Raw genomic sequence first — 24,577 nt, forward strand, 5'->3', positions numbered from 1 at the left:
TGATCACTCAGCATATATTATTGGAAAAAATCATGACATTTGACCATAAAACACAAGTTCAACTTTTTAAAAGTAAAATTCAAGCACATTGTGAAGCGTTGATACAGATATTTAATCACTTAGAAAAAATCAATATATGTTTAAAGGGTTGTTCTAATCAGTCCAGTGTTTCAGACTTTTCGGGGCTTCTATTATTTGCTGATGATTATTCCCTAAAAAAGCATGCTGTGATTCATTCAACCCATACAGCTCAAATTTTTTTAGAAGATGAAATACTCAATATGATTCACTCATTAAGTGAAGCGATGACACAACCAAAACCAAGTTCAACCGTCATACATCACTCACAGGTATTTGGCTTTAATCATTATTTTGAATTACTGCAATATGCTTTTAATCATATGTGTCAAACTGGTTTATATTTTACAACAATTGATCTTCAAAAAAATATTGGTGTTGAAGAACTCAGTAAAAAATTGAGTAGAGCTTTTTTATTTGGACCAGCATATATATTAGAACATCAAATTCCTGTGTATAGGGATTTTGATGAAAAAATACTTGAATCGCTTCCCAAAACAATGGTTGAACATCTTCATGAGGGTGTGATGAAAAAAAATGTTAAATAAGAGTTCTATTGATTCCCGAAGGCAAAATATATGAATGATAAACGATTATATCAAGATATTAATACTGAAAATAACTACCCTCACCTTTATAGTGAAATTATAGAGTCAACATACAATTGTCATTTGTTATTAGAGGAAAATAACTGCTTACTTATAGATGAGATGGTAAAACTGTGCCAGCTTCTCGAGCAAGCCAATTGTAATCTTAGAGGTAGTCAGACCAGCTATCGTTTTTCGGTTGAAAATCACCAGCTCATTTTAGAGGGAAAAATACCTGTTTCAAAAGAATTGTTTCTATTCCTCTTTAAACAGTTAAAACACTCACCAATTCAGGATACACCAACCATACCCCAAACCCATCCACATTGTTATACACATATCAAACCATTTGACTGCATCGAAGAACCTGATGATCAAGATGATGACTAACGGGAGCAATACTCATGACTTATGCGCATCTTTTAGAAAAAACCGCAGAAAAAACTCAAGAATCAAATGAGCAAAGAATACGATATATTCAGGCCAAAAAGTGGATTGAATATTCTCATGCTGCTCTTATTTTAAAAAAATTGAATCATTTATTGCAACCACCTATATTGTCCCTTTCTACACAAAATACGCCATCAAATTTGTTGATTATTGGGGATAATAATAACGGCAAAACTGAGTTAATTAATAAATTCAGACAAAGACATCCTGTAGATGATCTTCAGCCTAAATTAAAACTACCTGTACTCTATCTTAAAGCATCATCAAATGCCGATGTTGGTCAATTATATGGTGATATTTTACATAAATTATTTGAGCCTTATTGTCATAATGAGTCTATAGAAAACAAGTGTAATAGGCTTATTCACTTGTTACGCAAAATTGATTTAGGGATGATTGTCATTGATGAAGTTGAATACATCAGGTTTGCACCCCATGATCAACAAAAACGTTATCTTGATGCTCTTTATTCTTTAGGAAAAGAATTATCAATTCCTATAGTAGCACTGGGAACAAGCCAGGTTCTATCCATATTCTATACAACTGCTCTATTACCTAGTCTATTTAATATAGTGTTCTTACCTAGATGGCAATACAATTATGAATTTTTAAGATTATTGACCAGTTTTGAAATGGTTTTGCCACTAAAAGAAGCATCTCATTTAATAGAACCTAAACTCTCAAAATCTATCTTTATCAAAACTCAAGGAAAAATTGGTGAAATGATCTTATTATTAAACAAAGCAGCTATTTACGCGATTGAAACAGGGAAAGAAAAAATTGATATAAGTTGTATTTCACATACCTCATGAATTTTTATGGTTATGCACAAATAAAATATATCTTATTTTCATCAATACTTCAGTAGCCGAACATTTGAGTTTCTGTTATCCAGCTCAAAATGTGTAGGGCATGCTTTGAGTAATTTTGATAGAGTTGCATGACCATAGTCTTTTGTAGAAAACCTCTCTTCTATGCCTTTAATGGTTTTAGCCAATGTACCTAAGTAAATCCAACCATCTTTACTTTCACACTGAGTGCATGCACTTTGGATGAGTGTAAGAGCGATATTTTTATCTTTTAATTGTTTAGGTGTTGCCTTTTTAGTTTGATCTGTCTTTTGAGGAGCAACCTGACTTTTTAATACTGTGAATTTATTACAGGCTATTTGATAAATTTTTGGTGTTTTTTCTTCACCATAGCCATAAACCTGAACTCCATCTTGTCTGATTCGTATAGCTAATTGTTGAAAGTCTGAGTCACTGGAAATGATACAAAAGCAAGCAAACTCCTTACTATATAACAAATCCATTGCATCTATTATTAAAGAAAAATCACTGGAGTTCTTTTGTGCATTTTTAAAATGCTGAATTGTTTCTATAGCATAGTGATTAACTAATTGGGTCCATTTTGTTTTAGTAGTTGCTGAGATAGTCGACCAATCTGCATACGCACGAATGCTTTTAATTAAACCTAAAGTTTTAATTTGTTCTAATGATTTTTTGATATGTTCAACTGGGACATTTTCGACATCAATGAGAATAGCTATTTTTGTGGGATCGGATTGCATGATGTTGGTTGTTTTAATATGAGCTTAATTGAGACTATTTTAGCACAAAGTTTTTATTCAAAAAGTACATATTCATTGGATGTAGAAACATTATCATTATTATAAATTTTTTTGAAATTAATTTAATCTTATTCAACAGTTAATAAGGTTTATTATTTTTTTTAGCGGCTAAAAAGTTTGTTAAAAAAGATAAAATATTATCTTGAAATAAAAAAATCTAGCCTCATTTATAGAAAATACTTAAAAATAAAGGAGAGAAAATGAGTCGGCTTCATGTAGATCACAAAGATATTAAAAATTTTGCTGAAAATAAAGTTAATTTAAAAGCTGATTTTGCTAAAAAATATCGTGAACAAGCTGGTAGGCTAAAAGAAAAATTAGAAAATTATCTGAAGGAACATAAAGAATTTTCGTTAAAAAAAATTCTCATGTCAGGTAGCCTAGCCAAAGGAACTTCATTAAAAGACATAAACGATATTGATTTGGCTTGCTACATTTCGGGTTCGGATGTACCTAGAGACATTGATGCTCTATTGAATTATCTTGAAGATAAACTAAAAACAGCTTTTCCAAATTTTACCCCAGATCAAGTAACACGACAAAATTATAGTATCTGTGTCTCATTTAGAGGAACGGGATTAGATGTTGATATTGTACCAATTATTTATGATGGTGATCCTGATTGGTATGGTTGTTTGGTTAGTAAAGAGAACGGTGACTTATTAGAGACCTGTATCCCAAGACATTTAGAGTTTATTCGCAAGAGGAAAGCAAATGACCCTCATTTTGCACAAATTGTTAGGTTAATCAAATTTTGGGCAAAAAAACAAAAAAAAGAAGACCCTGATTTTAGGTTTAAGTCTTTCATGATTGAGCTTATTCTTGCACATTTATCAGATAAGGGCCAAGATTTGTCTGATTATCCAGAAGCACTACAAAGCTTCTTTACTTATATAGCACGTACAAACTTAGAAGAGCAAATCTCTTTCTCTGATTATTATGATAAATCAAAGGCAAGCAAGTTTAGTGACATCATACAGATTATTGACCCTGTTAATTCGAAGAATAACGCAGCAAAGCTATATAGCCAAAGCAATGTAGATAAGATTGTAGAGGCCGCTTTAGATGCTGGAGATGCAATTGATGCAGCATTAGTAGCTCCTACAAAAGAAAAAACACTTTACTATTGGCAAAAAGTTTTTGGTTCGACTTTTAGTGTATAGGTGAGAAAATATGAGTTCAAGTTATACAACAACAGATACTGTTACGATTACTTATGCTAAGCATCTCGCTTCTAAGGTCATCACAGATTTAAAAAGAATACAACGTTTTTATGGAAAACCTTCTGATAATGATATTTTGGCTTATGAAGAGGAAATCATACAACTAATCAAATATGGCTATCTAAATAAAGTTATTTATGGTTTCAAAAAAGAAGGCAATTGGATAGAACCAACTCTAATTTATAACAGTTCAGAATTACAAGGGATAAATGTAGATGATGACCCAGGTAAAATTAGACCAGGGAAAAATGTCGAAGATGCTAGCTTTTCAAGTTATTTAACATATACAAGTAAATGGAATCAACTTTCAGCTCAAGAGAAATCAGACTTTAAAGATAAATTACCATTTAAAAGAACTGGAGCAGAAGAGCCAAAAGTTAATGGATATTTAGAGTCAGACAAAACGTACTCATCTGGTGGGCATTCGCTTTCTCGATCTTCTGTAAGGAGTTATTAATGACACAAACTAGTATTAATGAACTATTTGACAACCCTATTTCCTTTCCTGATCCTGAGGCGCAGGAAAGGTTCTCTAAGTTAATCGGACTGGATGATAAAATCTCTAATCTCTCTAAAATATTAGGGCTATTAATAAATAAAGATGGATTAAAAAGATGGGCAGAAAAATATTATTCAAATGTTGATGATATTATGAGTATCGTTTTATCTAGACCATCGCTTGTTGTATTAGCAGGGGATGTTGGCTCTGGTAAATCAGAATTGGCAGAAACTATAGGTGATTTTGTTGCTAGACAAGAGAAAATAGATATTACTTTATTTCCATTAAGCTTATCTTCCAGAGGACAAGGACGAGTTGGCGAGATGACTCAACTAATTAGTGCTGCATTTAAACATACCATAACCGAAGCTGAAAAGTTGAAACACTCAAATAAGGTCACTGGTGGCATTATTTTATTAATTGATGAGGCTGATGCGCTAGCACAATCAAGAGAGTCTAGTCAGATGCATCATGAAGATAAAGCGGGAGTAAATGCTTTTATAAGAGGAATTGATCGTATTACACATGCCAAATTGCCAGTCGCAGTGATTATGTGTACTAATAGAGTAAATGCTTTAGATCCTGCAATTAGGCGTAGAGCTGCTGAAGTTCTAACTTTTGAACGTCCAGATGATAATAAAAGAAAAGATGTTATTACTTCATTATTTTCCCCTTTTGAGTTTAATGATGAAGATATTATGAAACTAGTAGAAGCCACTGGCCCCACAAAAGAAAGAAAATTTGGGTTTACTTTCTCTGATATAGTTCAGAGGCTTACTCCTGCGATTATCTTAGATGCTTACCCAACAAAAAAAATAGAACCTACGCGAGCACTTGAAATTGCTAAATCATTTGTGCCAACTAAACCGTTTCTTGAGGATAGCCTATGAGTAAATGGTCTCTGTCTTTATTATTAGAAAATCTTCATAAGAATCTTACAAGAGAGCTAGAAATTGCAAGAGAGTCTTTTGAACATCCTGGAACAAAAGGTGATTGTTCTGAAAACGTATGGATTGATCTTTTTAATACTTATTTACCTGAAAGATATCGAGCTATAAAAGCACATATAGTTGATAGTAAGAATAATTTTAGCCAGCAAATGGATATTGTAATTTTCGACCGTCAGTATTCACCTTTTGTCTTTACTTTCAAAGAGCAAAATATTATACCTATTGAAAGTGTTTATGCGGTATTTGAAGCAAAACAAACCATTAATTCCAAAATGGTGAGTTATGCTAATGAGAAAATCAATAGTGTGAGAGCTCTATGTCCAACTTCTCTACCAATACCTCATGCAGGGGGGTGTTATCCAGCTAAACCACCAATAAATATTATTGGTGGGATACTAACATTAGAAAGTGACTGGAAACCACCACTAGGTGATTTTCTCCATGAGTCTTTAGCAAAAGAAGGCATTCTTGACATGGGATGCACCGCTACTCATGGTTATTTTATAAAAAATGAAGATACTACATATTCTCTGATAAACTCAGATAAAGCGGTTACAGCTTTTTTATTCCAACTAATATCAAGATTACAAAGTTGTGGAACAGTTCCTATGATAGATATTCTCGCTTATTCAAAATGGTTATAAAATTATTGCTTGAGTAAATTAAGTAAAACAAAGTACCACCAATAATAAATAACTTGATATTTGACATGAATAAAATATTCATTTATTCTCAATTTAATTTTTTACAACCAAATCAAATAGGTACCTTATTGAGAGAAAAAGCATACTACAAAAGCAAACTGGTTTAAGTGCGCCAACACCTAAACCAGTAATAAAAATCAAAATTATATACAGAGTAATTCTAAAGCATTTATTCCCAAGAGGAATAGCAGATTTTCTTTGCTTTTTTACTATAACATTAATTCTAGCTTTTTGTGATAAGAGATGCAAGTTTTTTGCTTTTCTAAGCTCTATTAATAGTTTACTCTATTTGATATAAGCTGGAGATTGCTTATGTCTTTGTTTATTTTATATTTATTAAATCAACAAATAAATCTATCTGAAATGATTAGCCAAAAAGGGAAATTGATATGGTAGATAGATTATTAAATAGTTTCCCTCAGGATGATCAATTATGGAGAATTGAGTATATAGATCATCTTTTCCTTGGACATGATGACAATATTTATATTAATGTCTATCTAGTAAAGTTGAGCACAAATCTTCATCAAACGACAAATATAGCAGATGTGAAATTCTTCTCTAATTCCGATATAGATCAAATAGCTGCTTACTATAACTCAAAAAACCAGCATGATAATTTAAATACAAGTCAAATTGATAGCTTAAAAGAAGAATGGAGCGAAATTGCTCAAAATAGAGCAATTGTTTATATGAAACTTGGCTGGGCTATTCATTTAAATATTGGAGATGTATATAAAAATGGACAACGTCAATCTTTATATTGTGCTCATAAAGAGTTTTCAATTAAAGTTGATGGGAACAAAGCGAATATCTACCCTCTTTCGCGGGAAGGTAATGCTAACATCACTAATGAGCAACAGTCTAAGGAGTGGAAGAAAATTCTTACAGATGATGTTCTGTTTTTTTCAGACAACAATATTCGTAAAGGAGCATGGGTTACTATATTCAATAACGTATCAAAATATGAACGTGTTGTGATCAGCTCATGGACAATATTTCAAGCATTTTTTGCTCTACATAATAAATTTTGTACTCATATGATGATGGGGCATATTGAAAAACTTTGTGATGTAGAGAATAGTGGTTTTTTAGTTGAGGATCCGACTGTATTTAGAATAATTCTACATAAAGAAGTAGCAGATAAATTTGGGCCTATATTAGCAAAGCTTCTTGCTGATAAGCAAGCCACAGATTCATTAAAACTAATGAAAAATCATTTCCAGAAAGCACATGATCTAAATTCTGATTCACATGGGCTCAGAATTAAATGTCAATTCCCTTATAGTAACAATGTTAATTTAAAAGTATATGCAAAATATATGAATTATCATGAGGAAAATAAATCATCAACATGGGCTTTGTATGTAACAAAAATTCTATTTGTAGAAAGTCAAACCGAATATACAGGATTATTTTGTGATCGTAAAAATCGAAATGATAAGCATGAAAATCAACCTGATGAGTTAAAATTAGCTTTTGAAGGCACAAAAGAAAAACGAACAAAAAAAGAAAGTGACCGTCCTACTATTGTTGAAACAGATCATCCTCCTTCAAATGATATTACAGCGTATGAAAATGAATCAATAGGCTGTCAATTCGAGTTAACAGATTTTGAAGAATTAGGAAAAACAGAAAAAGAAGCACAATATTATAAGTCAGCCAAAGTTAATAAAATATCTGGAGAGGTTGACACTGATTCAGTTGGTGTGGGTGAGCCTAAAAAAAATGATTTATATATTCAACCAATTGAAAATAATATAATTTCAGAATCATCTCCCCCACTTGGTTTAAAATCAGTTTTAAATGTTATTAAAATTTTTATAAGTTTACAAAATAATCACTCAGATAACTTAACAAAAATCTCTTGTGAGCTCCTACCTGTACATAACCACCTAATAATGGATGGATGTATCGTAAATAGATTCAGTCCTTTCAATAGCAAACGTTATAAAAGACATTTAAATGACCAAAATCAACTTAGAGGATTTATTGTTGCTCAGTGTCTTTATGAGGGGCGCTATATTTATATTTTAGATATTGAACCCAGAAAATCTCAAGCATTCGCTATGGCTCTTCTAGCTGTCAGTGGCTTCCAACCAATTGATGAAAGCAGTATTTATAAATTTACCAAAAGAGCTTTAATGTATGGTTCTTTTGGCGGAGCAGCTGAAGAATATGCCCAAAGAGGCAAAAAATTTTACTTCTGTACAGTCCAACATGATCGTAATGACGATATAACTACTTCTATACGCCTCTTTACCAGAATCAAAGAATTGCATTTAAATGGTTTTTTTGAAAAAACATAGATAATTACTCAAAATATGTACATTAATATATAGTGTATATTAATGTACATATTACTTTATTGCCGAAACATATAATTTAAGATTTTTCTATAAATATTTTAGATATAGTTTGGTTTTGAATAAGGTTTAATAATAGATTTCGCTTCTATTGGAGCGGCAGGAGTCTTTTCTGACTCAACTAAGTTTTTCCAAAACTCTTCATCAAATAAACCTTTTAGAAATACATAACGACATACATGCATTAACGGAACTCTATTTGATTTACCTCCAAATGTAGATTCAAGCTCATAAAAAGTAATAGGTTCTTCATTTATAAATTTTTCATCAAGATATTCAACGATTTTTAATACCATTTCTTCTTCTACATTAAAGAAATTTTTATAAGGACTATGCGCCAAATATAGATTATCATCATCTTCATCATCTAAATATGGAAAAACACCAACTTCCCAAGCGTATACATAAGCCTCAGGCATAAAATCTGAAGTGTATATAGAGTTTAAAATCAAAAAACGTTGTTGAATAAACAGTGCTTTCATTATTTCATTGTTTTGCATGATTTGTCCTTTTATGTGAAATTCAAATGTATTATAAATAACAATTTTTGAAATAGGGTTTATTTTTAAAGATATATTGATTTTTTTGAAAATTCAAATAAGATAAATGTACTTTAATGTTTTGCTTGTTTCATTAAAAAATAAGCATGTTATTCAGTTCGTTTTGGGAAGAACCATCGTCAGATGAACGAATCCTATTTGGGGTGACTAGATAAAACGGAAATTATTGTACGTTAGCATATTTGCATAATGGTGGATTTTTGTTCCGCTGAGCATCAGCCCCCTAAATGATCAAAGCTAATTAATTTTATTCACTACGACGTAAATCTAAGCGTAGGCTATTGAAACTTTAGATTATGCCCATACTTTATAATTGAGGAATATCCCTCATAAATATCGATAAGGATTAATAGAATGGCTCTTAAACCTGGCCCAAAACCGACTGCTAAATCGACAGGAAAACTTGATCAACGTCGTCGTGATAATAAAAGCACCCCTGGAAATACCCCTGCGTTAAAACCTAGTAAAAACACAAAATGATGGAAAAGCCTACAAGCTTGGATATGAATGCTTGTAGGCTTTTTGTATTCTCTTTTACGCTTAAGACCTAGCCCGCGTTTGAGGTTCAATGGAACCAAAACCTTCTTTAGTGTTTTTGCATAATACTATGTTTGTTGATAAAAACTATTTCGCTTAGAGCGTAGTGTTAAACAATTAGTTGATCTCGTAGGTCAGCTTCACATGCAAGGAATTCAATTTAAAAGTATCACAGATACTATTGATACAGGTACACCATCTGGTCGATTTTTTTTCATATGATGGCAAGTTTAGCTGAAATGGAGCGTGAGTTAATGGTTGAACGTACTCGAGCAGGGCTGGCCATTGCCCGTAAGCTTGGGCGTACTGGAGGACGTAAACGTAGTAAGATAGAATCAGCAAAAAAAACTTTTACTCAGTGGCATGCCTCCTAGAGATGTGGCAAAAAATCTCGGTGTCTCTATTCCAACTCTATATCGATGGGTTCCTGCTTCTGAACAAAAAAGATAGAAGACTCACTTATTATTGATCCATAACTTTTGAAAAAGAGGTAGATAGTGGCACAATCAGGGAAAATTAAACTTATTGCATTTTTAGTGCGTAATAAACATGAATAATAAAGAAACGGAAATTAAAACTAACCCTAATTGGCAGGCTTTTTTTTGATTTATTAGAAACAAATAAAGACAATTCGGACTTAAAAGATTTTATGGGAAATCGAAAGGATTTTTTACCTGAAGAGAGGGACTGCGATTAACATAAGACATCTTTTTGTAATTGCATAAAAATGCTTTTAGCCTTTCCGCACTATAAAGTGCATTTACTGTTATCTTGACATAAGACCTAGTAATGTAATATCAACCATGCAACCATGTGAAATAAATTTCATGTATCTATCTTGAAATAATTTATTTAATCTCCATATTCTTGTATCAATTATTATATACAATAAGGATAAAATAATGTCTGCATATATTGACAGCACAAAAAAATATTTACTATGCGTTTCAGATGTGGCAGCTTATCATTAGAACTGATACTAAAGGCGATAATTTTGGTATCAACAAATAGATATGAGATAAGCACCCCATAATGTTGTTCATGGTTCTGTCCTTTTAGTTTTAAAACTCATCATGTCTGGAGCCCGCAGCGGCTAGCAAAACAAGCCACCTAGAGAGGTGGCTTGTGCTTTTGTGCTTGTACAAACGGAGAGCGCTATGCTGATATTCAAGAAACGATCTTTTGAGTCTCGGCAAATTAACACAAGAGGCTATGCTACCGTGGGATAATTTCCGTTTTATCTAGTCACTCCTATTTTAATCTTGGCTGTCTAATTCATTGCTATCACTGAATCTAATGATATATTTTAAAACCTAGTGGGGATATTATATTAATCCCTACTCGGGCTTGGTATATTTCCCCTTTTTCTATAATGAAGCAGTAATCTAAATTAAACTTTAATTTTAATCCCTTTACGCTGAAGAGGTAACAAAAGAAATTAACAGTGAAGAAAATTAAAAGTGCTTGACTTTTAATGTAGAACTTCTTAAGATAAAAGCATTACACATGTTTTGTATATTTCATTAAAAAATATGCACGTTATTCAGTTCGTTTCAAGAATAACCATCTTTTAGATGAACGGACCTACATTTAATCTTAATTGACCTCATCGGTCGGTTGTTGCCAGTAATCGCTATTGCTGGCTTTTTATTTAACCCTTTTGGGGATATATTATCCTCATAAGGGAGATATATCCCCTTTTTTATTTTTAAAATCGGAGATATATCATGAATCAAACTAATCACAACCCTGAAACTAAATTCTTTAACTTAACTGTAAGTGGTTTGGGTTTTTTAAATAACCCTCGTACTCATAGTGATGGTCATGGATTTAGCGTTACAGTTCAAGCTTTACGTGGCAAATCAGATAATCCACAAAAAAGTCGTTTAGACTTAGATGTAAAAGGTACTGAAGCTCTAAAACTTGTTAAGCATTTGGTTAAGAAATACCCAGACTTAATGAGTAAAGATAAAGATGTTAAAAAACCTGTTGTTTTTATTGGTTTTACTGCATCTGATACTAGAGCTGAAACTTTTGAAAGTTACGGTAAAACGATTGCTTCAATCAAAGGTCGTTTACTTAAAATTGATTTTATTAACATTGATGGCGAACGTCTTTATACCGCTCCCAAAAAAGATGATGAAATCACTGAAGTTGAAGAAGAAACACCTAAAGTTGAAGTACCTTCAGAAGCACAACCTGAAGTTGAAAAAGAACCAGTTCAACCTGAGACTAAACCAACTGAAGCAGCTGCACCTGAAAACAATGATCCGTTTTAACCCTCGAAATTAGGAAGCCTTTGGCTTCCTTTTTTCAAATATAAGGTGTTTTTTTAAAATATTATGATATAATATCGGAAATTTTAAAAAGATTCTTTTTTTACAACTGTTTTGTTCATTTCAGCTAAAAATGAATGTGTTGTTCAGTCCGAACTCAGGAACAACTACCCTTTTGGGTATTCGGGCCTTTTTATGAAACTTGGTTCTAATAAAACCGTCTAGTATTAATCTTTTTATTTTTAAACAAAAATAAATCTGTGTTTGAACATGACCTTCGCACTTGTGTGAAGGTTCCCTTTTTTGTACTCCTCATTTATGTTCATTATCTCAGTCATATTAAATAAGCAATTATTCATTGATTGCTTATTTAATATGACATTAAATATAATCTTGGTACGACAACCACGCAAATGTCAGGCTTTCAAGCAATAATATATGTTGATTATTCATGGCCTTTAGACTTTTTAGAGGTCATGGGTAAAAACACATAATTGCTTAATAATTAAGCAATGTAATGATTATGATTTAATTCTGAATGTTAGCGATCATTTTCACAAAATTATCCACAGTTTTTGTGGATAACTAAAAGAATTTATATGTTTTGTTTATTTCATCAAAAAATAAACTGTTATCCAGTTCGTTTTAAGGATAGCCACCATTAGGTGAATGAACCCTTTTTTAATCTTGATTGATCACAATGATCAGTTGATGCTGGTAATCGTTATGGCCAGCTTCTTTCAACCCTATGGGGATATATTATCTCCATCAGGGGTATATATATCCCCTTTTTTTATTGGAGATATATTATGACTCAATTTGGCACAATAGCAGCATTACCTTTAGAAATTTTGCATTCTGCAAATGGTTTTTATATTGGTACTTTTGATGAAGATGGACCTGTTAGCCGTGAATCTGTAGAGTATTATGAAACTGAAGATGCTGCACTGTATGCTTTAGAAAACAACTTATTTACTCAAAGACTAAACCCTTAATTTTATGACAACCCTATTGGGGATATATTATCCTCATTGGGATTGATATATCTCCTTTTAATTATTTAATTTGGAGATAATCATGCAAAATTTAATTCATAAATACGTAAAATCTATTGCTAAACTTTGTTCAAACAACATTGTTACACCTAAAATTTCATCATATGAAGAACATGATACTTTTTATGGTGAAAAATCTGAATATGACCTGTGCTTTAATGTATTGGCTCATATTCAAGTTCAAACACCTGAAATTTGTATGAATATGGTTAAAGCGCATGGATATGCTCTGAAACATGTTCATCAACAAACTGAAGAAATATGTTTGGCTGCTGTAAAAAACAATGGTTTTGCTTTACAGTTTGTTGAAGAGCAAACCTTTGACATGTGTCTTGCTGCTGTTGAACAATGTGGCCTAGCCATACAATTTGTCAAAGAACAAACTGAAGAGATTTGTTTAACTGCTGTTAGACAAGATGGTATGGCTCTAAAGCACGTTTTAGTACAAACTCCTGAGATATGTAGCCTTGCCGTAAAAGAAAATGGTATTGCGTTACAATTTGTTGAAGAGCAAACCTTTGACATTTGTCTTGCTGCTGTTGAGCAATGTGGCCTAGCCATACAATTTGTCAAAGAGCAATCTGAAGAAATATGTTTGGCTGCTATTAACAATAATGGACAGGCTCTCCAGTTTGTACAAAATCAGACAGATGTAATTTGTTTAGCTGCGGTACAAAAAGAAGGTTACCTACTAAGGTATGTAGAAAGGCAAACACCTGAAATTTGTTTAGCAGCTGTTCATAAACGAGGTCTTGTTTTAGAGCTTGTTCAAGAACAAACAGATGATATTTGTTTAGCTGCGGTGACTAATGCAGGAATGGCTTTACAATTTGTTAAAGAGCAGTCTGAAGAGATTTGTTTGGCTGCTGTGAAGCAAGATGGAGAGGCTTTACAATTTGTGCATACTCAGACAGAAAAAATCTGTTTGGCTGCGGTTAACAGTAATATTTACAGTAGTGTTCATGCTCTTAAGTTTGTGAATAATCAAACTGAAGAAATATGTAAAACTGTATCTGAATCTTTGAACATTCTTTTTAAAGATTATCTTTGATTCTAAAACAGTATGAACCCCTTAAACCTACTTAGTAGGTTTTCTTAAATAGGTATATTTAAGAAAGCTTATTATTGGTTTTATATGTTTTGTATGTTTCATTCAAAAATATATGTGTTGTTCAGTCCGAACTCAGGAACAACTACCCTTTTGGGTATTCGGGCCTTTCTATGAAACTTGACTGATCACTAGATCAGTTGTTGCTGGTAGTCGTTATGCCCAGCTTCTTTAACCCTATGGGGATATATTTATCCTCATATGGGATTGATATATCCCCTTTTTTGGAGATATATCATGACTAATCAAGCCTTTTTAGCTTCAGTAAAACAAAATGGATCAGCTTTATTTTTTCTCTCTCCAGAGTTTAAAACTAAAGAAATCTGTTTGGCTGCTGTTAAACAAGATGGTATGGCTTTATGTTTTGTACCTACAGAACTTAGAACACAAGAAGTTTGTTTAGAGGCCGTGAAGCAAGATGGATGGGCTTTAGTATATGTTCCTATTCAAACTGATGATTTATGTTTAGAAGCCGTTAAACAAAATGGCTTTGCCTTACAATATGTACATCATCAAACCGATGAAATTTGTATGTATGCTGTGAAACAAAATGGTCATGCCTTGCAATTTGTTCAGAAGCAAACACAAGAGATCTGTGAGAAAGCTGTTCGACAAAACGGATCGGCATTAGAGTTCGTGCTTAAACAAACTGAAGAAATCTGTACAGCTGCGGTGCAAACATATGGTTTGGCATTACAGTATGTGCGAAAACAAACTGAAGAAATCTGTATAGCAGCAGCGAAACAAAATGGATTATCTTTGGAGTTTGTAAAAGTGCAAACTGATGCAATTTGCTTTGTTGCTGTTAAAAATAACCCTAGAGCGTTAACTCTTGTTTATAAGCAAACAGATGATATCTGTTTAGTGGCAGTTAAAACTCAAGGTTGGGCATTGCAACATGTACAAAGGCAAACTCCCCAAATATGTTTAGCTGCGGTGCAACAAGATGGTATGGCATTAGAGTATGTAAAAGAGCAATCATATGATATTTCATTGGCTGCAATTGAGCAGAATACAGCGGCGTTGCAGTTTGATAATCTATTACCACTTGATGTTCGTCTAAAAACACTTAAACAAAATAATCAATTGTTGTGATGAACAATTAAACCTACTTTATAGTAGGTTTTCTTAAGTAATAATATTTAAGAAAACGTATTATTTGGTTTTATATGTTTTGTTTATTTCATCAAAAAATAAACTGTTATCCAGTTCGTTGTGTGGATAACCATCTTTGCAGATGAACGAGCCTTTTTATTAATCTTGACTGATCGTTAGATCAGTTGTCGCTGGTAGTCGTTATGGCCAGCTTATTTTAACCCTATGGGGATATATTTATCCTCATATGGGATTGATATATCCCTTTTTTTTGGAGATATATCATGGTCGTACTTAACGCTATTCCGAACGTCAAAAATTTACAGTTTGGGAATGTTTTGAAACATAGGGTCAATGGTTGGCAAGCTATATATATTTGCCAAACTCAAGAACCTGTTAAAAATCTGGCATATTATCTTTATGGTTTGATACCTGGTGTTGTTCCAAAAGAAGAGAACCGTTATTGGCTTGTTTCCTTTGATGGCGATCAACAGTTTAGTTTTACTGAAAAAGAGTTGGCGCAACAATTTGCTTTTCGAGGTCAAACATTAAGTAGTAATGAGCTTTCAGATAGATTTAAAGTACATGAAGAAAACTTAAATTGTGTTTCTGTGTACAGCTAATCATTTTTAACCAATTTTTAACCCAAAAGGGAAACATGCCCTTTTGGGGTGTGTTCCCTTATTTCTTAAGGGAACATATATGAACAAATTATATAAAATCAATTTTGGGAATCTGTTTACAGATGCTTTTGTAACGGATGAGTCTAACAGGTTACTTTTTGCCAGTATCATAGGTAGAAATGCTGATATTCAATCTTTTATTGCAACCATTCAATTAAAAAAAATGGAAAACTTAACAATAAGAGAAGAAGATCCCGATGATCCTCGTTGTGAAATTGTGGGTCGTTGGCATGACTTTAGAAGTCAGTCAGAGCATTTAGAAAAAGTAATTACTAAAGTGACCACTCGTGACTTTGGTGTATTGGAGCATCTATTCCTATTCGATAAGAAACTCAATCATTTAGATTATGGGACCAAATCAACTTGGATGGTTGGACAATCACAAGATGAATTAGATCAGTATATGTGGAGCAATATTAAAACATTGTCTGATATTCCCTTACTGGACAGTTGGCAAGACACAATTGTAGATATGCTTAATGAAACGATTACTTACCCTAAAAATATGGTCGGTAATATTTGTTTATGTCATTTACGATTGCCTGATACATTTGATCAAGATGTTTCTGATCGAGTTAAATCAGGTCAACTTACAGTGTAATCATAATTAATTTCCTACCCCTAGTGGAGCAAACTCCACAGGGAGCATTGCTCCTATTTTTTTGGAGCAATAAAATGTTAGCAGAAATTCAAACTAATCAAACTTTAACTTGGGTTCCTTTGGACTACTCTTCAGATGAACTGCAATTTGTAAAATCCCCTATTTCTCAAGCGATCATTGATCAACCAGAAATAACAGATCCAAACTCGTTTTCACTTAAAACATTTTTAGATGAATTTGGCCATGGTTTATTTGATGCAGCAGTCGCTCAAAATCAACCAGTCTATAAAGGACAAATCAATCCAAAGTATCAGGATAGATTAAAAAGTTTAACTCGTTCTTTATATGAGCCACAGGAAAAAGCAGTAGGTGCGGTTATGGAGTTGCTTGTCAACGAAAAACAGCCAGCTGCAATCATCAATGGTGAAATGGGTACAGGTAAAACAATGATGTCTATTGCGATATCTAGCCTGATGCACGATGAAGGTTTTAAGAGAACGATGGTGTTATGTCCACCACACTTAGTATATAAGTGGCGCAGAGAAATTTTAGCCACTGTACCTAATGCAAGAGTGTGGATTTTAAATGGGCCAGATACTTTATTAAAACTTGTCCAGTTTCGTCAATTATTTAATAACAACCGTGGTGAATCTGATGTACCTGAGTATTTTATTATGGGCCGCATTAGAATGCGTATGGGCTATCATTGGCGTATTTCATATTATAAAAAATATGAATACCAATACGTAAAAAAATATGACGAAGAAGGTGTCGCTCAAAGAGTCTTGGAAAAACAAGCACGATTTACTTGCCCTTGTTGTGGAAAAGAAATTCGTGATCAGGACGGCAAATTAATCATAGGTGAGGCTCAATTACGTGCATTTTTATCTGAAGAAAGAAGATTTTGTAAAGAAGAACTTCTTCAGAAAAAAGATGCTTCAGGTAAGTTGTTAGAAGCCAAAAGATGTAATACCCCTTTATGGACACTTTGTCGCAAAGATTCTGAAGCTGTTATTACTCCAGAAAAACTTGTATTTAACCAGCTGATCAAGCTACCAACCATAGGTGAAAAGACAGCACATAAATTAATAGATACTTTTGGCTCCGAAACTGTAGCCGATATTCTTGAAAAAAATGTGATGGCTTTTGCTAACCTACTCGATCATCAAGGAAACTTTGTATTTACTGACGCACAGGCCAGAAGGCTTGAAAGAGCATTAGGTAATGTGGAGTTTTCTGTTGGTCAAGGTGGATATCAAGCTACTGAGTATATTAAACGTTATTTACCTAAAAATTACTTTGGGTTTTTAATTGTTGATGAAGCTCATGAGTATAAAAACTATGGTACAGCCCAAGGGCAAGCAATGGGGGTACTTTGTAGATGTGTCAATAAAATATTGGCATTAACAGGTACACTTATGGGCGGTTATGCTGAAGATATCTTTTATTTATTATGGCGTTTAAATCCACGCATGATGATGGAAGATGGTTTTAGTTATAACAAAAGCCGTTCATTGGGTTCCGCTAGTATGGCTTTTATGCGTGAATATGGCGTATTGAAAGAAACGATACGAACAGGTTTATGTGATGAATCAGGTAGTTTTACATCATCCAAAGCCAAACGTTCTACAGTATCAATTAGCAAAGCACCTGGTTTTAGCCCATTAGCGATTATTCGTTATATTCTACCCATAACAGTATTTGTCAAACTCAGTGAGTTTGGTGAAGGTATTCTGCCAGAATATGATGAAATTTTCAGAAGCATTTCACTCAGTGAAGAGCAAGAGAATGAATATCGTCAAATGGAAAATAGGTTGATGTCTTTGCTAAGGAGTACGTTAAAAAAAGGCGATACAAGTTTAACCAGTACCGTAATTAACGCATTGTTGTCATGGCCAGAAACGTGCTATGAAGATCTATCACTTGTTTGGAAACGTAAAGACAAGGAAATTTATTCAATAGCAAAAATCGTTGATGAATTGACACCAACGCCAAAAGAAGCAGATGTAATTGATGTCATTAAACAGGAGTTGGCACAAGGTCGTAAAGTGCTTGTTTATACTGTTTACTCAGGTATCAAAGATACAGCAACAAGACTAAAAAACTTGTTGAAAAATATTGGTATCAAAGCAGCAGTATTAAAAGCTTCTGTGAAATCAGAGGAACGTGAGGACTGGGTAGCAGAACAGTTAGATAAAGGTGTTCAAGTTGTTATTTGTAACCCTGAGTTAGTAAAAACAGGTTTAGATTTACTTGAATTTCCATCGATCTACTTTATGACTACAGGTTATAACGTTTACACCTTAATGCAAGCTGCTAGACGTTCTTGGCGAATTGGCCAAACTGAAAATGTTAGAGTGTATTTTGGAGGGTATGATGACTCTGCCCAAGAAACATGCTTAAAACTAATGGCACAGAAGATTTCGGTTACTCAGTCTACTTCAGGTGATATGCCTGAATGTGGTTTGGATATATTGAATGAATCAAGTGAATCAGTTGAGGTTGAATTGGCTAGGAAGTTGATGGAAAAAAAAGCAGCGTAGTAACCCTAAACCCACGTAAGTGGGTTTCCTAAAGGGCTATTTTTAAAAGTAAATTGCTTTTAGGAAACCTATTTGTTAAGATATAACACATTACATGTTTTGTTTATTTCATTAAAAAATAAACTGTTATCTAGTTCGTTGTGTGGATAACCATCTTTGTAGATGAACGAGCCTTTTTATGAATCCTATTTGGCTATTTTGCCATACTTTTTAATTTGACTAGCTTTAGTCTAGTTGTAGATCTAACTTTAACTGGCTTTTAGTCAGTTGTTGCTGGCAATCGTTATGGCCAGCATTTTTTAAACCCTATGGGGCAATTACTATGCCCTTGTGGGAGTAACTGCCTCTTTTTTATTTTTGGAGGCTGTTATTATGTCAATCAATGTTCGTGGTACCTTAAATGTTGCTGAAGTTCCGATGAAAAATGGCGGTACATTTTGTACTGGAGAGTTAGTAACTGCTGTAGGTAAATTTGTTCTCAAACACAATGTATTAAGTCAATTTCAAACTGGTTCATATGAAGGTGATTTTATTATCGAAAGTATCTATATGGCTACTAAGATAGTAAGAAATGCCTCATATACTGAATTACGTGCCAGTTTAGATTGGGAAGCATTGGCTTTGTTATCTGAAGGCGAATTGGATAGTTCTTCTCAAGCTTCATTAGAAGCCATAGGTAATATTGAAGAGCATTTCGATGATCAACCAGAAAATATCATTAATGAAGAAAAACCTAAACCTCAACAATCACTTTCTGATGATGAGGATCTCATTTGTGATGAAGAAACATTGCTTAGTGCAATTCAAAATAAAGCTTCAATAATTAAACTTGATAGCTCATTAGGTAGAGGGGAATTCGTTCGACTAAAAGATATTGTTAAGAACACCAAAAAATATCAATACAAGAGCGAAAAAATGAGTTGGATTCTTCTTTCAGAAGAAGCTGCTTAACCACTTAAAGGGGATTGTTTCAATCCCCTTCTACCAAAAGGACAAGATCATGTGGAGTGATGAAGAAATTTTGTATTATGTAAACTATATGTTGATGTGCCTAACACTAAAAGAAAACTATGCGCTTAAGTCATTAAAAGTAATGATTGAAGCCAGAAACTTTCAGTATGCTGTTAATACACAAAATGGTGATATACATTTATCGTTTTGTTTTAGTGGTTCAGGAAAGGCAAATCAAGTTACTGTTATTTATTGTTCAGGAATGGATGATTTTGAAATAGTCTTCTATAAAAATCAAAAAGAGATAAATCGTATTGATCATCTATATTTTGAGGATTTAAAAGATATTTTCAGTCAAATAACAGGACTTGAAACACATCTACCTAAAATTATGATGGCCACACCGAATATTTCATTTATGCGTGTTGGTGATCATTAATTATTTTTAACCCTTTGGGGAATATATTTATCCCCAAAAAAGGTGATGGTATGTTCCCCTTTTTTTGGAGCATAACCATGAATGATTTAGTAAGCACAGTAGATTTTGATGCTGATTTTATAAAAGAATTCAGTTTTGGGGATAGCACAATTCAACTTGAATCTTTATCAGTTTCAGTGAATACCGAAGAGTTTAGATTTGCATTACAAACACCAAAGTATTCGGTAAAGTACCCAAACGTTTCAGCAACCATAACAATACCAGCTACTAAATTTAAGTGGGTTGGTAGATATAATCAGGAACAAAAAGACAATGATTTATGTCGATTGGAATTTTTACCTAATAAAGAAGTCCATTTGATTATTTATAATTCAATGATCTATAAGTTCAAATTAAACATTACAAGCAGTATCATGCTGTTCAATTAAGTAGCAGTATTTATAACCCAATGGGGATAGAAAATCCCCTGATGGATGTTCTCTATCCCCTTTTATTTTCGGAGATAGATTATGTCATTAATGTTTTCACGCCTTGCCCATAACTTTGCAAAGAATGGGTACTATCCAGCTGGAGAACTGAGCCAAGTAGAAGTACATAAAAGATTGGACATTGAGCCATTAAGTGCAGTGAGAGTTTTTGATCCTTGTTGCGGAGAAGGTACTGCTTTAGCAGAAATCAAGCAACATTTATTGGAGTCATGTGCTGCGAGTTGTCATTCTATTGGGGTTGAATTAAATGAAGAAAGAGCATTACATTCAAAAAAACTACTAGATCAATGTATTCATAGTGATATTGAAGATGTGATTTTTCAGCAAAATGCAGTTGGGTTATTATTTTTGAATCCACCCTACGGTCTAAAAAATAAAGATTCAGAGTCACTTGATAAAAGTGAAAGGCTTGAAGAGATTTTTTTTAGAAAAACCTTTCCAGAATTACAATATAATGGGATTTTAGTTTTATTGATCCCTAGTCAATCACTTACCGAGCGATTTGCATCACAAATTGCCTCTTCGTTGATTGATATCACTATTGGGAAAGCTCCTGAAGGTCAGTTTAACCAAGTTATTATTATGGGAAGAAGAATCCAGAAAAAGTTAATTTCTCGTGAACTTGAAGCAAAACAAAGAGAGTTGATTTTGTCTCATGATATTGCACCTAGATGGTGTGATGATCTTGATCCCGAAATAATATATACAGTACCCTCATCAACCGATAAAAAGGCTTTTAAACCAATTTCAGTGAAACCAACTGCTTATAAATTGAGCCAAGATTTTGCTTTAACAGGTTTAGGTGAAACATTATGGCCAGCATTTGAGCGTATTTTTCCGAAAAATGCACTTAAAGAAAAAAAGGCTCCTTTATGTAGCCCTGGTCAATGGCACACAGCTTTAGCTCTTGCAGCTGGTCAAGTTACTGGTGTTGTTAAAAGTAATGATGGTACCAAACAGCTATTAATTAAAGGTCGAACATACAAACAACAAAGAAAAACCACTCGTGAAGAAGATAATGTGGTTATTTCTGAGTCAAAAGATATATTCGTTCCAACAATTAAGGCTATTGATATTACAAAAGATAGTGAAACATTTGGTAATGTGTTAACTATTTCATAATATCTGGAAATCCCACATGTATGAACTGCACCCCAAAAGTTGGACATTCAACCAACCAAAGAGGTGCAGTTCATGTAGTGGGCTTTCTTAAGTAGAACCATGATCGCAATTAAAATCAATAAATCGTTATTTCTCATTTGTTGATGATGCCAATCTTCCTCATCAAGAGATTGTCCAAAAAGTGAAAGACTTTCTACAAAACGATACAAAGAGCTGATTCTTTGCTTTAAATTTAAACCCTCATAGGGAAATACCTTCCCTATTTTGGATATGGTGTTTCCCTTCTTTCTTGGAGAAACACCATGATAAATAACATAAATCAACAATTTAATATTTTGAGTCAAGCTAGATCTGTTTCATCACTACTTAATGCAGCTATCGCTGCATATGAGTTATTACCAAATGGGACAGAAAAAGACAAACTTGCAGAAAATATTAAAGTATTTGAAAACACAATGGTTCCATGTACTTGGAGTGTTGACAATATCAAAGAAATTTCTCCAGAAATTTCAATTGATGATGCTCATTCTATTTTGTATGGGTATGCATTACAAAGTCAGTATGAGATTGATTGGATTGGCTTTGAAAATTATGTCAATGAACAATCGCATATGGAAAACTAATTTTTTAAACCCTTTAGGGATACATCATCCCTACTTTGGGCATGGTGTATTCCCTTTTTTTGGAGAAACACCATGGAAGTTAATACTTATACATCTGAAAAAGATGAGTTTGATACTTTACCTCAAGCAGATTCAGTTCAAGTATTGCTTAATGCTGCAATTGCTGCTTTTAAGTTACTACCTATCGGAGCTGAAAAGGATAAACTAGGCGAAAGTATTAAAAATTTTGAAAACACTGTTGTGCAGCTTACCTGGCATATAGAGGATGTAAGAAATTTATTTCCAAATGTCTCTGATGAAGATGCACAAAAAATACTATACATGTTTTCCTCTAATTTTGAGATAAGCGACTCAGACTGGTTCTCACTAGAATGGGTTTGTAATGAATACTTTGAAATAGAAAACTAATTTTAACCCTAAAGGGATATATTATCCCTACTGGGCGTAATGTATCCCTAATTATTGGAGATACATTATGCAAACCACTCAAACTCAAGAAACATTTGATCTACTTGATCAAGATTATCATGTTAAAAATCTGTTAATATCAACTATTGCTGCATACCAAACATTACCAGAAGGTACTGAAAAAGCCAATTTACAGCAACATATTAAAGTATTTGAAGAAACGGTCGTGACCACTAGCTGGCACACAGACGATGTAAAAACCATTTGTCCAAATATTTCAGAAGATGATGCTCTTCGGGTATTAAATCAATTTGTTTCTCATGATCTAACTGATGCTGATTGGTTTGCCCTTAAATGGGCTGCTGATGAATATTTTGAAGAACTAAGTTGAAATAGAAAGATCTGCTTTTGTTGCAGATCTTTTTTCTTTGTATAGATTATTTCGGATCAACAACTTCACCGTTCTCAAACATTTCCTCATCAGTTAAATGACCATCTTCGTCCCAGAATTTCCATAGGCCAGTTTGCTGACCATTATTGAAAACACCCTCAGCGTCTTTTTTGCCATTACTGTGCCATGTAGTCCATCGGCCATCAGGATTACCATTAATATACTTTACTCTTTCTAGTGTCTGGCCATTTTCATACCATTTTGTCCATAAACCATCAGGGGCATCATTAATATAATTGCCCATTTCTCGTTTCTGGCCGTTATCATACCATCTTGTCCACACCCCCTCTAACTTATCTTTTTTAAATTTACCTTGTGCTTGCTTTTGCCCATTTTCATACCAATAGACCCAAATTCCTTCACCAAGTGCATTTAGATATTTTCCTTGAGACTTTTTTTGACCATTGTCATACCAGTAAATCCATATTCCATCTAATTTACCATTTTTAAACTTTCCTTGAGATTCTTTTTTGCCATTCTCATACCAATTAGTTAACAAGCCCTCTTCTTTTCCATTAATAAAATTAACTTCTCCTGATTTTTGAGCATTTTCATGCCACCAAATCATTTTTCCTTCGGCATAAGCATTATCAAAAGAATATAGCCCTTGCTCATTATTTATATAAAAAGGGTTTACCTGTTTTTGATCATTACTCATATAAAAATCTTGTATAAGATAATAATTTTTGTCATTTTTCCCTAAATATTTTCTATAATAATAAGCATCGTTTTCATTTGGTAATAAATTACCTTCTTCATCAAAATAGGCAATTGTTTTTCCTTCTTCTAAAGTTGCAACTAAAGGATCAACCATATATTTTTCTGTTTGGGGTACAGCGACACCTTGAGCAAAACTGGGTTGAAAAATAGCAAAACTCAGAAGTAAAACTGTCAGTAATGTATTTTTTTTCATAAATTTCTTTTCGAGTAGGATAATAATTTTGCCCATAATACTATCTTCTTTATTTCTTTCTGGGAACAACTATTTATGGACATTTCTCTTACTCATTAAACTATTTTGAGTATCCTCAAATCATGTAAAAAATGATTAATCATAACCACTATTCATATAATATTTAAAAGTCATTATATATAGATAAGCAAAAGTTGAAATTTATAAAATTTAGCCTAATATAGTCAAGAATTGAAC

Annotated in this window: 27 protein-coding genes and 1 pseudogene; 25 read left to right on the forward strand and 3 right to left on the reverse strand. The window is 33.1% G+C overall.

Annotated features, from left to right (window positions below; translation table 11 throughout):
- The first annotated feature begins 32 nt into the window (after positions 1-32).
- Genes AADH04_RS01555 through AADH04_RS01565 form a run of 3 tightly spaced genes read left to right on the forward strand, consistent with a single transcriptional unit; the run spans position 33 to position 1,927 of the window.
- Positions 33-626: a hypothetical protein gene (locus AADH04_RS01555; RefSeq protein ID WP_434778502.1), complete on the forward strand. Its 594-nt coding sequence runs from the start codon at positions 33-35 to the stop codon at positions 624-626.
- A gap of 30 nt (positions 627-656) precedes the next feature.
- Positions 657-1,055, forward strand: coding sequence for a hypothetical protein (locus AADH04_RS01560; RefSeq protein ID WP_434778503.1), 399 nt, complete (start codon positions 657-659; stop codon positions 1,053-1,055).
- A gap of 14 nt (positions 1,056-1,069) precedes the next feature.
- Positions 1,070-1,927, forward strand: a complete 858-nt coding sequence (locus AADH04_RS01565; RefSeq protein WP_434778504.1) for a TniB family NTP-binding protein — start codon at positions 1,070-1,072, stop codon at positions 1,925-1,927.
- A gap of 41 nt (positions 1,928-1,968) precedes the next feature.
- Here the strand turns inward: AADH04_RS01565 and AADH04_RS01570 are convergent, their stop codons facing one another.
- The gene (locus AADH04_RS01570; protein WP_434778505.1) at positions 1,969-2,685 is read right to left on the reverse strand and encodes an NYN domain-containing protein; all 717 of its coding nucleotides are present in this window, start codon (positions 2,683-2,685) and stop codon (positions 1,969-1,971) included.
- Positions 2,686-2,945: 260 nt separating this feature from the next.
- Here AADH04_RS01570 and AADH04_RS01575 point away from each other — a divergent pair, with 260 nt between their 5' ends.
- The 5 genes from AADH04_RS01575 to AADH04_RS01595 all read left to right on the forward strand — a co-directional run bounded on the left by AADH04_RS01575 (position 2,946) and on the right by AADH04_RS01595 (position 8,430).
- Positions 2,946-3,908 (forward strand): CBASS oligonucleotide cyclase, encoded by a 963-nt coding sequence (locus tag AADH04_RS01575; RefSeq protein ID WP_434778506.1) that lies wholly within the window; start codon positions 2,946-2,948, stop codon positions 3,906-3,908.
- A 10-nt stretch (positions 3,909-3,918) separates the two neighbouring features.
- Complete coding sequence (locus AADH04_RS01580) at positions 3,919-4,425, forward strand: hypothetical protein (RefSeq protein WP_434778507.1); 507 nt, start codon at positions 3,919-3,921, stop codon at positions 4,423-4,425.
- Positions 4,425-5,357 carry an AAA family ATPase gene (locus AADH04_RS01585; protein ID WP_434778508.1) on the forward strand — a complete coding sequence of 311 codons (933 nt, stop codon included), beginning with the start codon at positions 4,425-4,427 and terminating at the stop codon, positions 5,355-5,357. The genes AADH04_RS01580 and AADH04_RS01585 overlap by 1 nt, the downstream gene beginning before the upstream one ends.
- Entirely contained in the window at positions 5,354-6,061 is a 708-nt protein-coding gene (locus AADH04_RS01590; RefSeq protein WP_434778509.1) for a DUF6602 domain-containing protein, read from the forward strand. Before AADH04_RS01585 ends, AADH04_RS01590 begins: the two co-directional genes overlap by 4 nt.
- A gap of 449 nt (positions 6,062-6,510) precedes the next feature.
- Positions 6,511-8,430, forward strand: a complete 1,920-nt coding sequence (locus AADH04_RS01595; protein ID WP_434778510.1) for a hypothetical protein — start codon at positions 6,511-6,513, stop codon at positions 8,428-8,430.
- 98 nt (positions 8,431-8,528) lie between these two features.
- Here AADH04_RS01595 and AADH04_RS01600 read toward each other — a convergent pair whose 3' ends face one another.
- Positions 8,529-8,987, reverse strand: coding sequence for a hypothetical protein (locus AADH04_RS01600; RefSeq protein WP_434778511.1), 459 nt, complete (start codon positions 8,985-8,987; stop codon positions 8,529-8,531).
- A gap of 414 nt (positions 8,988-9,401) precedes the next feature.
- On the opposite strand from AADH04_RS01600, the gene AADH04_RS01605 reads away from it, so the two are divergent.
- The 17 genes and pseudogenes from AADH04_RS01605 (at position 9,402) to AADH04_RS01685 (ending at position 23,367) form a co-directional block, all read left to right on the forward strand.
- Entirely contained in the window at positions 9,402-9,527 is a 126-nt protein-coding gene (locus AADH04_RS01605) for a hypothetical protein (RefSeq protein ID WP_434778512.1), read from the forward strand.
- A 201-nt stretch (positions 9,528-9,728) separates the two neighbouring features.
- Positions 9,729-9,958, forward strand: a pseudogene (locus AADH04_RS01610) (recombinase family protein).
- Positions 9,948-10,034 carry a hypothetical protein gene (locus tag AADH04_RS01615; protein WP_434779774.1) on the forward strand — a complete coding sequence of 29 codons (87 nt, stop codon included), beginning with the start codon at positions 9,948-9,950 and terminating at the stop codon, positions 10,032-10,034. The pseudogene AADH04_RS01610 and the gene AADH04_RS01615 overlap by 11 nt, the downstream one beginning before the upstream one ends.
- Positions 10,035-11,311: 1,277 nt before the next feature.
- A complete protein-coding gene (locus tag AADH04_RS01620) occupies positions 11,312-11,863 on the forward strand; it encodes a DUF3577 domain-containing protein (RefSeq protein ID WP_434778513.1) in 552 nt (183 codons plus the stop codon).
- Positions 11,864-12,669: 806 nt separating this feature from the next.
- On the forward strand, positions 12,670-12,855 hold the full coding sequence (locus tag AADH04_RS01625; RefSeq protein WP_434778514.1) for a hypothetical protein: 186 nt from the start codon (positions 12,670-12,672) through the stop codon (positions 12,853-12,855).
- 82 nt (positions 12,856-12,937) lie between these two features.
- Positions 12,938-13,966 carry a DUF4116 domain-containing protein gene (locus AADH04_RS01630; RefSeq protein ID WP_434778515.1) on the forward strand — a complete coding sequence of 343 codons (1,029 nt, stop codon included), beginning with the start codon at positions 12,938-12,940 and terminating at the stop codon, positions 13,964-13,966.
- 294 nt (positions 13,967-14,260) lie between these two features.
- Positions 14,261-15,118 carry a DUF4116 domain-containing protein gene (locus AADH04_RS01635; protein WP_434778516.1) on the forward strand — a complete coding sequence of 286 codons (858 nt, stop codon included), beginning with the start codon at positions 14,261-14,263 and terminating at the stop codon, positions 15,116-15,118.
- Between the two features lie 284 nt (positions 15,119-15,402).
- Positions 15,403-15,741, forward strand: a complete 339-nt coding sequence (locus AADH04_RS01640; protein ID WP_434778517.1) for a hypothetical protein — start codon at positions 15,403-15,405, stop codon at positions 15,739-15,741.
- 79 nt (positions 15,742-15,820) lie between these two features.
- Entirely contained in the window at positions 15,821-16,402 is a 582-nt protein-coding gene (locus AADH04_RS01645; RefSeq protein WP_434778518.1) for a hypothetical protein, read from the forward strand.
- Between the two features lie 74 nt (positions 16,403-16,476).
- On the forward strand, positions 16,477-18,945 hold the full coding sequence (locus AADH04_RS01650; protein WP_434778519.1) for an SNF2-related protein: 2,469 nt from the start codon (positions 16,477-16,479) through the stop codon (positions 18,943-18,945).
- Between the two features lie 372 nt (positions 18,946-19,317).
- Positions 19,318-19,896 carry a DUF3275 family protein gene (locus AADH04_RS01655; RefSeq protein ID WP_434778520.1) on the forward strand — a complete coding sequence of 193 codons (579 nt, stop codon included), beginning with the start codon at positions 19,318-19,320 and terminating at the stop codon, positions 19,894-19,896.
- Positions 19,897-19,945: 49 nt separating this feature from the next.
- Positions 19,946-20,335 carry a hypothetical protein gene (locus AADH04_RS01660; protein WP_434778521.1) on the forward strand — a complete coding sequence of 130 codons (390 nt, stop codon included), beginning with the start codon at positions 19,946-19,948 and terminating at the stop codon, positions 20,333-20,335.
- A 77-nt stretch (positions 20,336-20,412) separates the two neighbouring features.
- On the forward strand, positions 20,413-20,763 hold the full coding sequence (locus AADH04_RS01665; protein WP_434778522.1) for a hypothetical protein: 351 nt from the start codon (positions 20,413-20,415) through the stop codon (positions 20,761-20,763).
- 81 nt (positions 20,764-20,844) lie between these two features.
- On the forward strand, positions 20,845-21,945 hold the full coding sequence (locus AADH04_RS01670) for a DUF6094 domain-containing protein (RefSeq protein WP_434778523.1): 1,101 nt from the start codon (positions 20,845-20,847) through the stop codon (positions 21,943-21,945).
- Between the two features lie 302 nt (positions 21,946-22,247).
- Positions 22,248-22,568, forward strand: a complete 321-nt coding sequence (locus AADH04_RS01675) for a hypothetical protein (protein WP_434778524.1) — start codon at positions 22,248-22,250, stop codon at positions 22,566-22,568.
- Positions 22,569-22,640: 72 nt separating this feature from the next.
- On the forward strand, positions 22,641-22,976 hold the full coding sequence (locus AADH04_RS01680; protein WP_434778525.1) for a hypothetical protein: 336 nt from the start codon (positions 22,641-22,643) through the stop codon (positions 22,974-22,976).
- Between the two features lie 67 nt (positions 22,977-23,043).
- A complete protein-coding gene (locus tag AADH04_RS01685; RefSeq protein WP_434778526.1) occupies positions 23,044-23,367 on the forward strand; it encodes a hypothetical protein in 324 nt (107 codons plus the stop codon).
- Positions 23,368-23,413: 46 nt separating this feature from the next.
- On the opposite strand, the gene AADH04_RS01690 is transcribed toward AADH04_RS01685, so the two are convergent.
- Positions 23,414-24,376 carry a toxin-antitoxin system YwqK family antitoxin gene (locus AADH04_RS01690; RefSeq protein WP_434778527.1) on the reverse strand — a complete coding sequence of 321 codons (963 nt, stop codon included), beginning with the start codon at positions 24,374-24,376 and terminating at the stop codon, positions 23,414-23,416.
- Positions 24,377-24,577: the final 201 nt, after the last annotated feature.

The organism is Neisseria sp. Ec49-e6-T10, assembly GCF_051132615.1.
Lineage (GTDB): Bacteria > Pseudomonadota > Gammaproteobacteria > Burkholderiales > Neisseriaceae.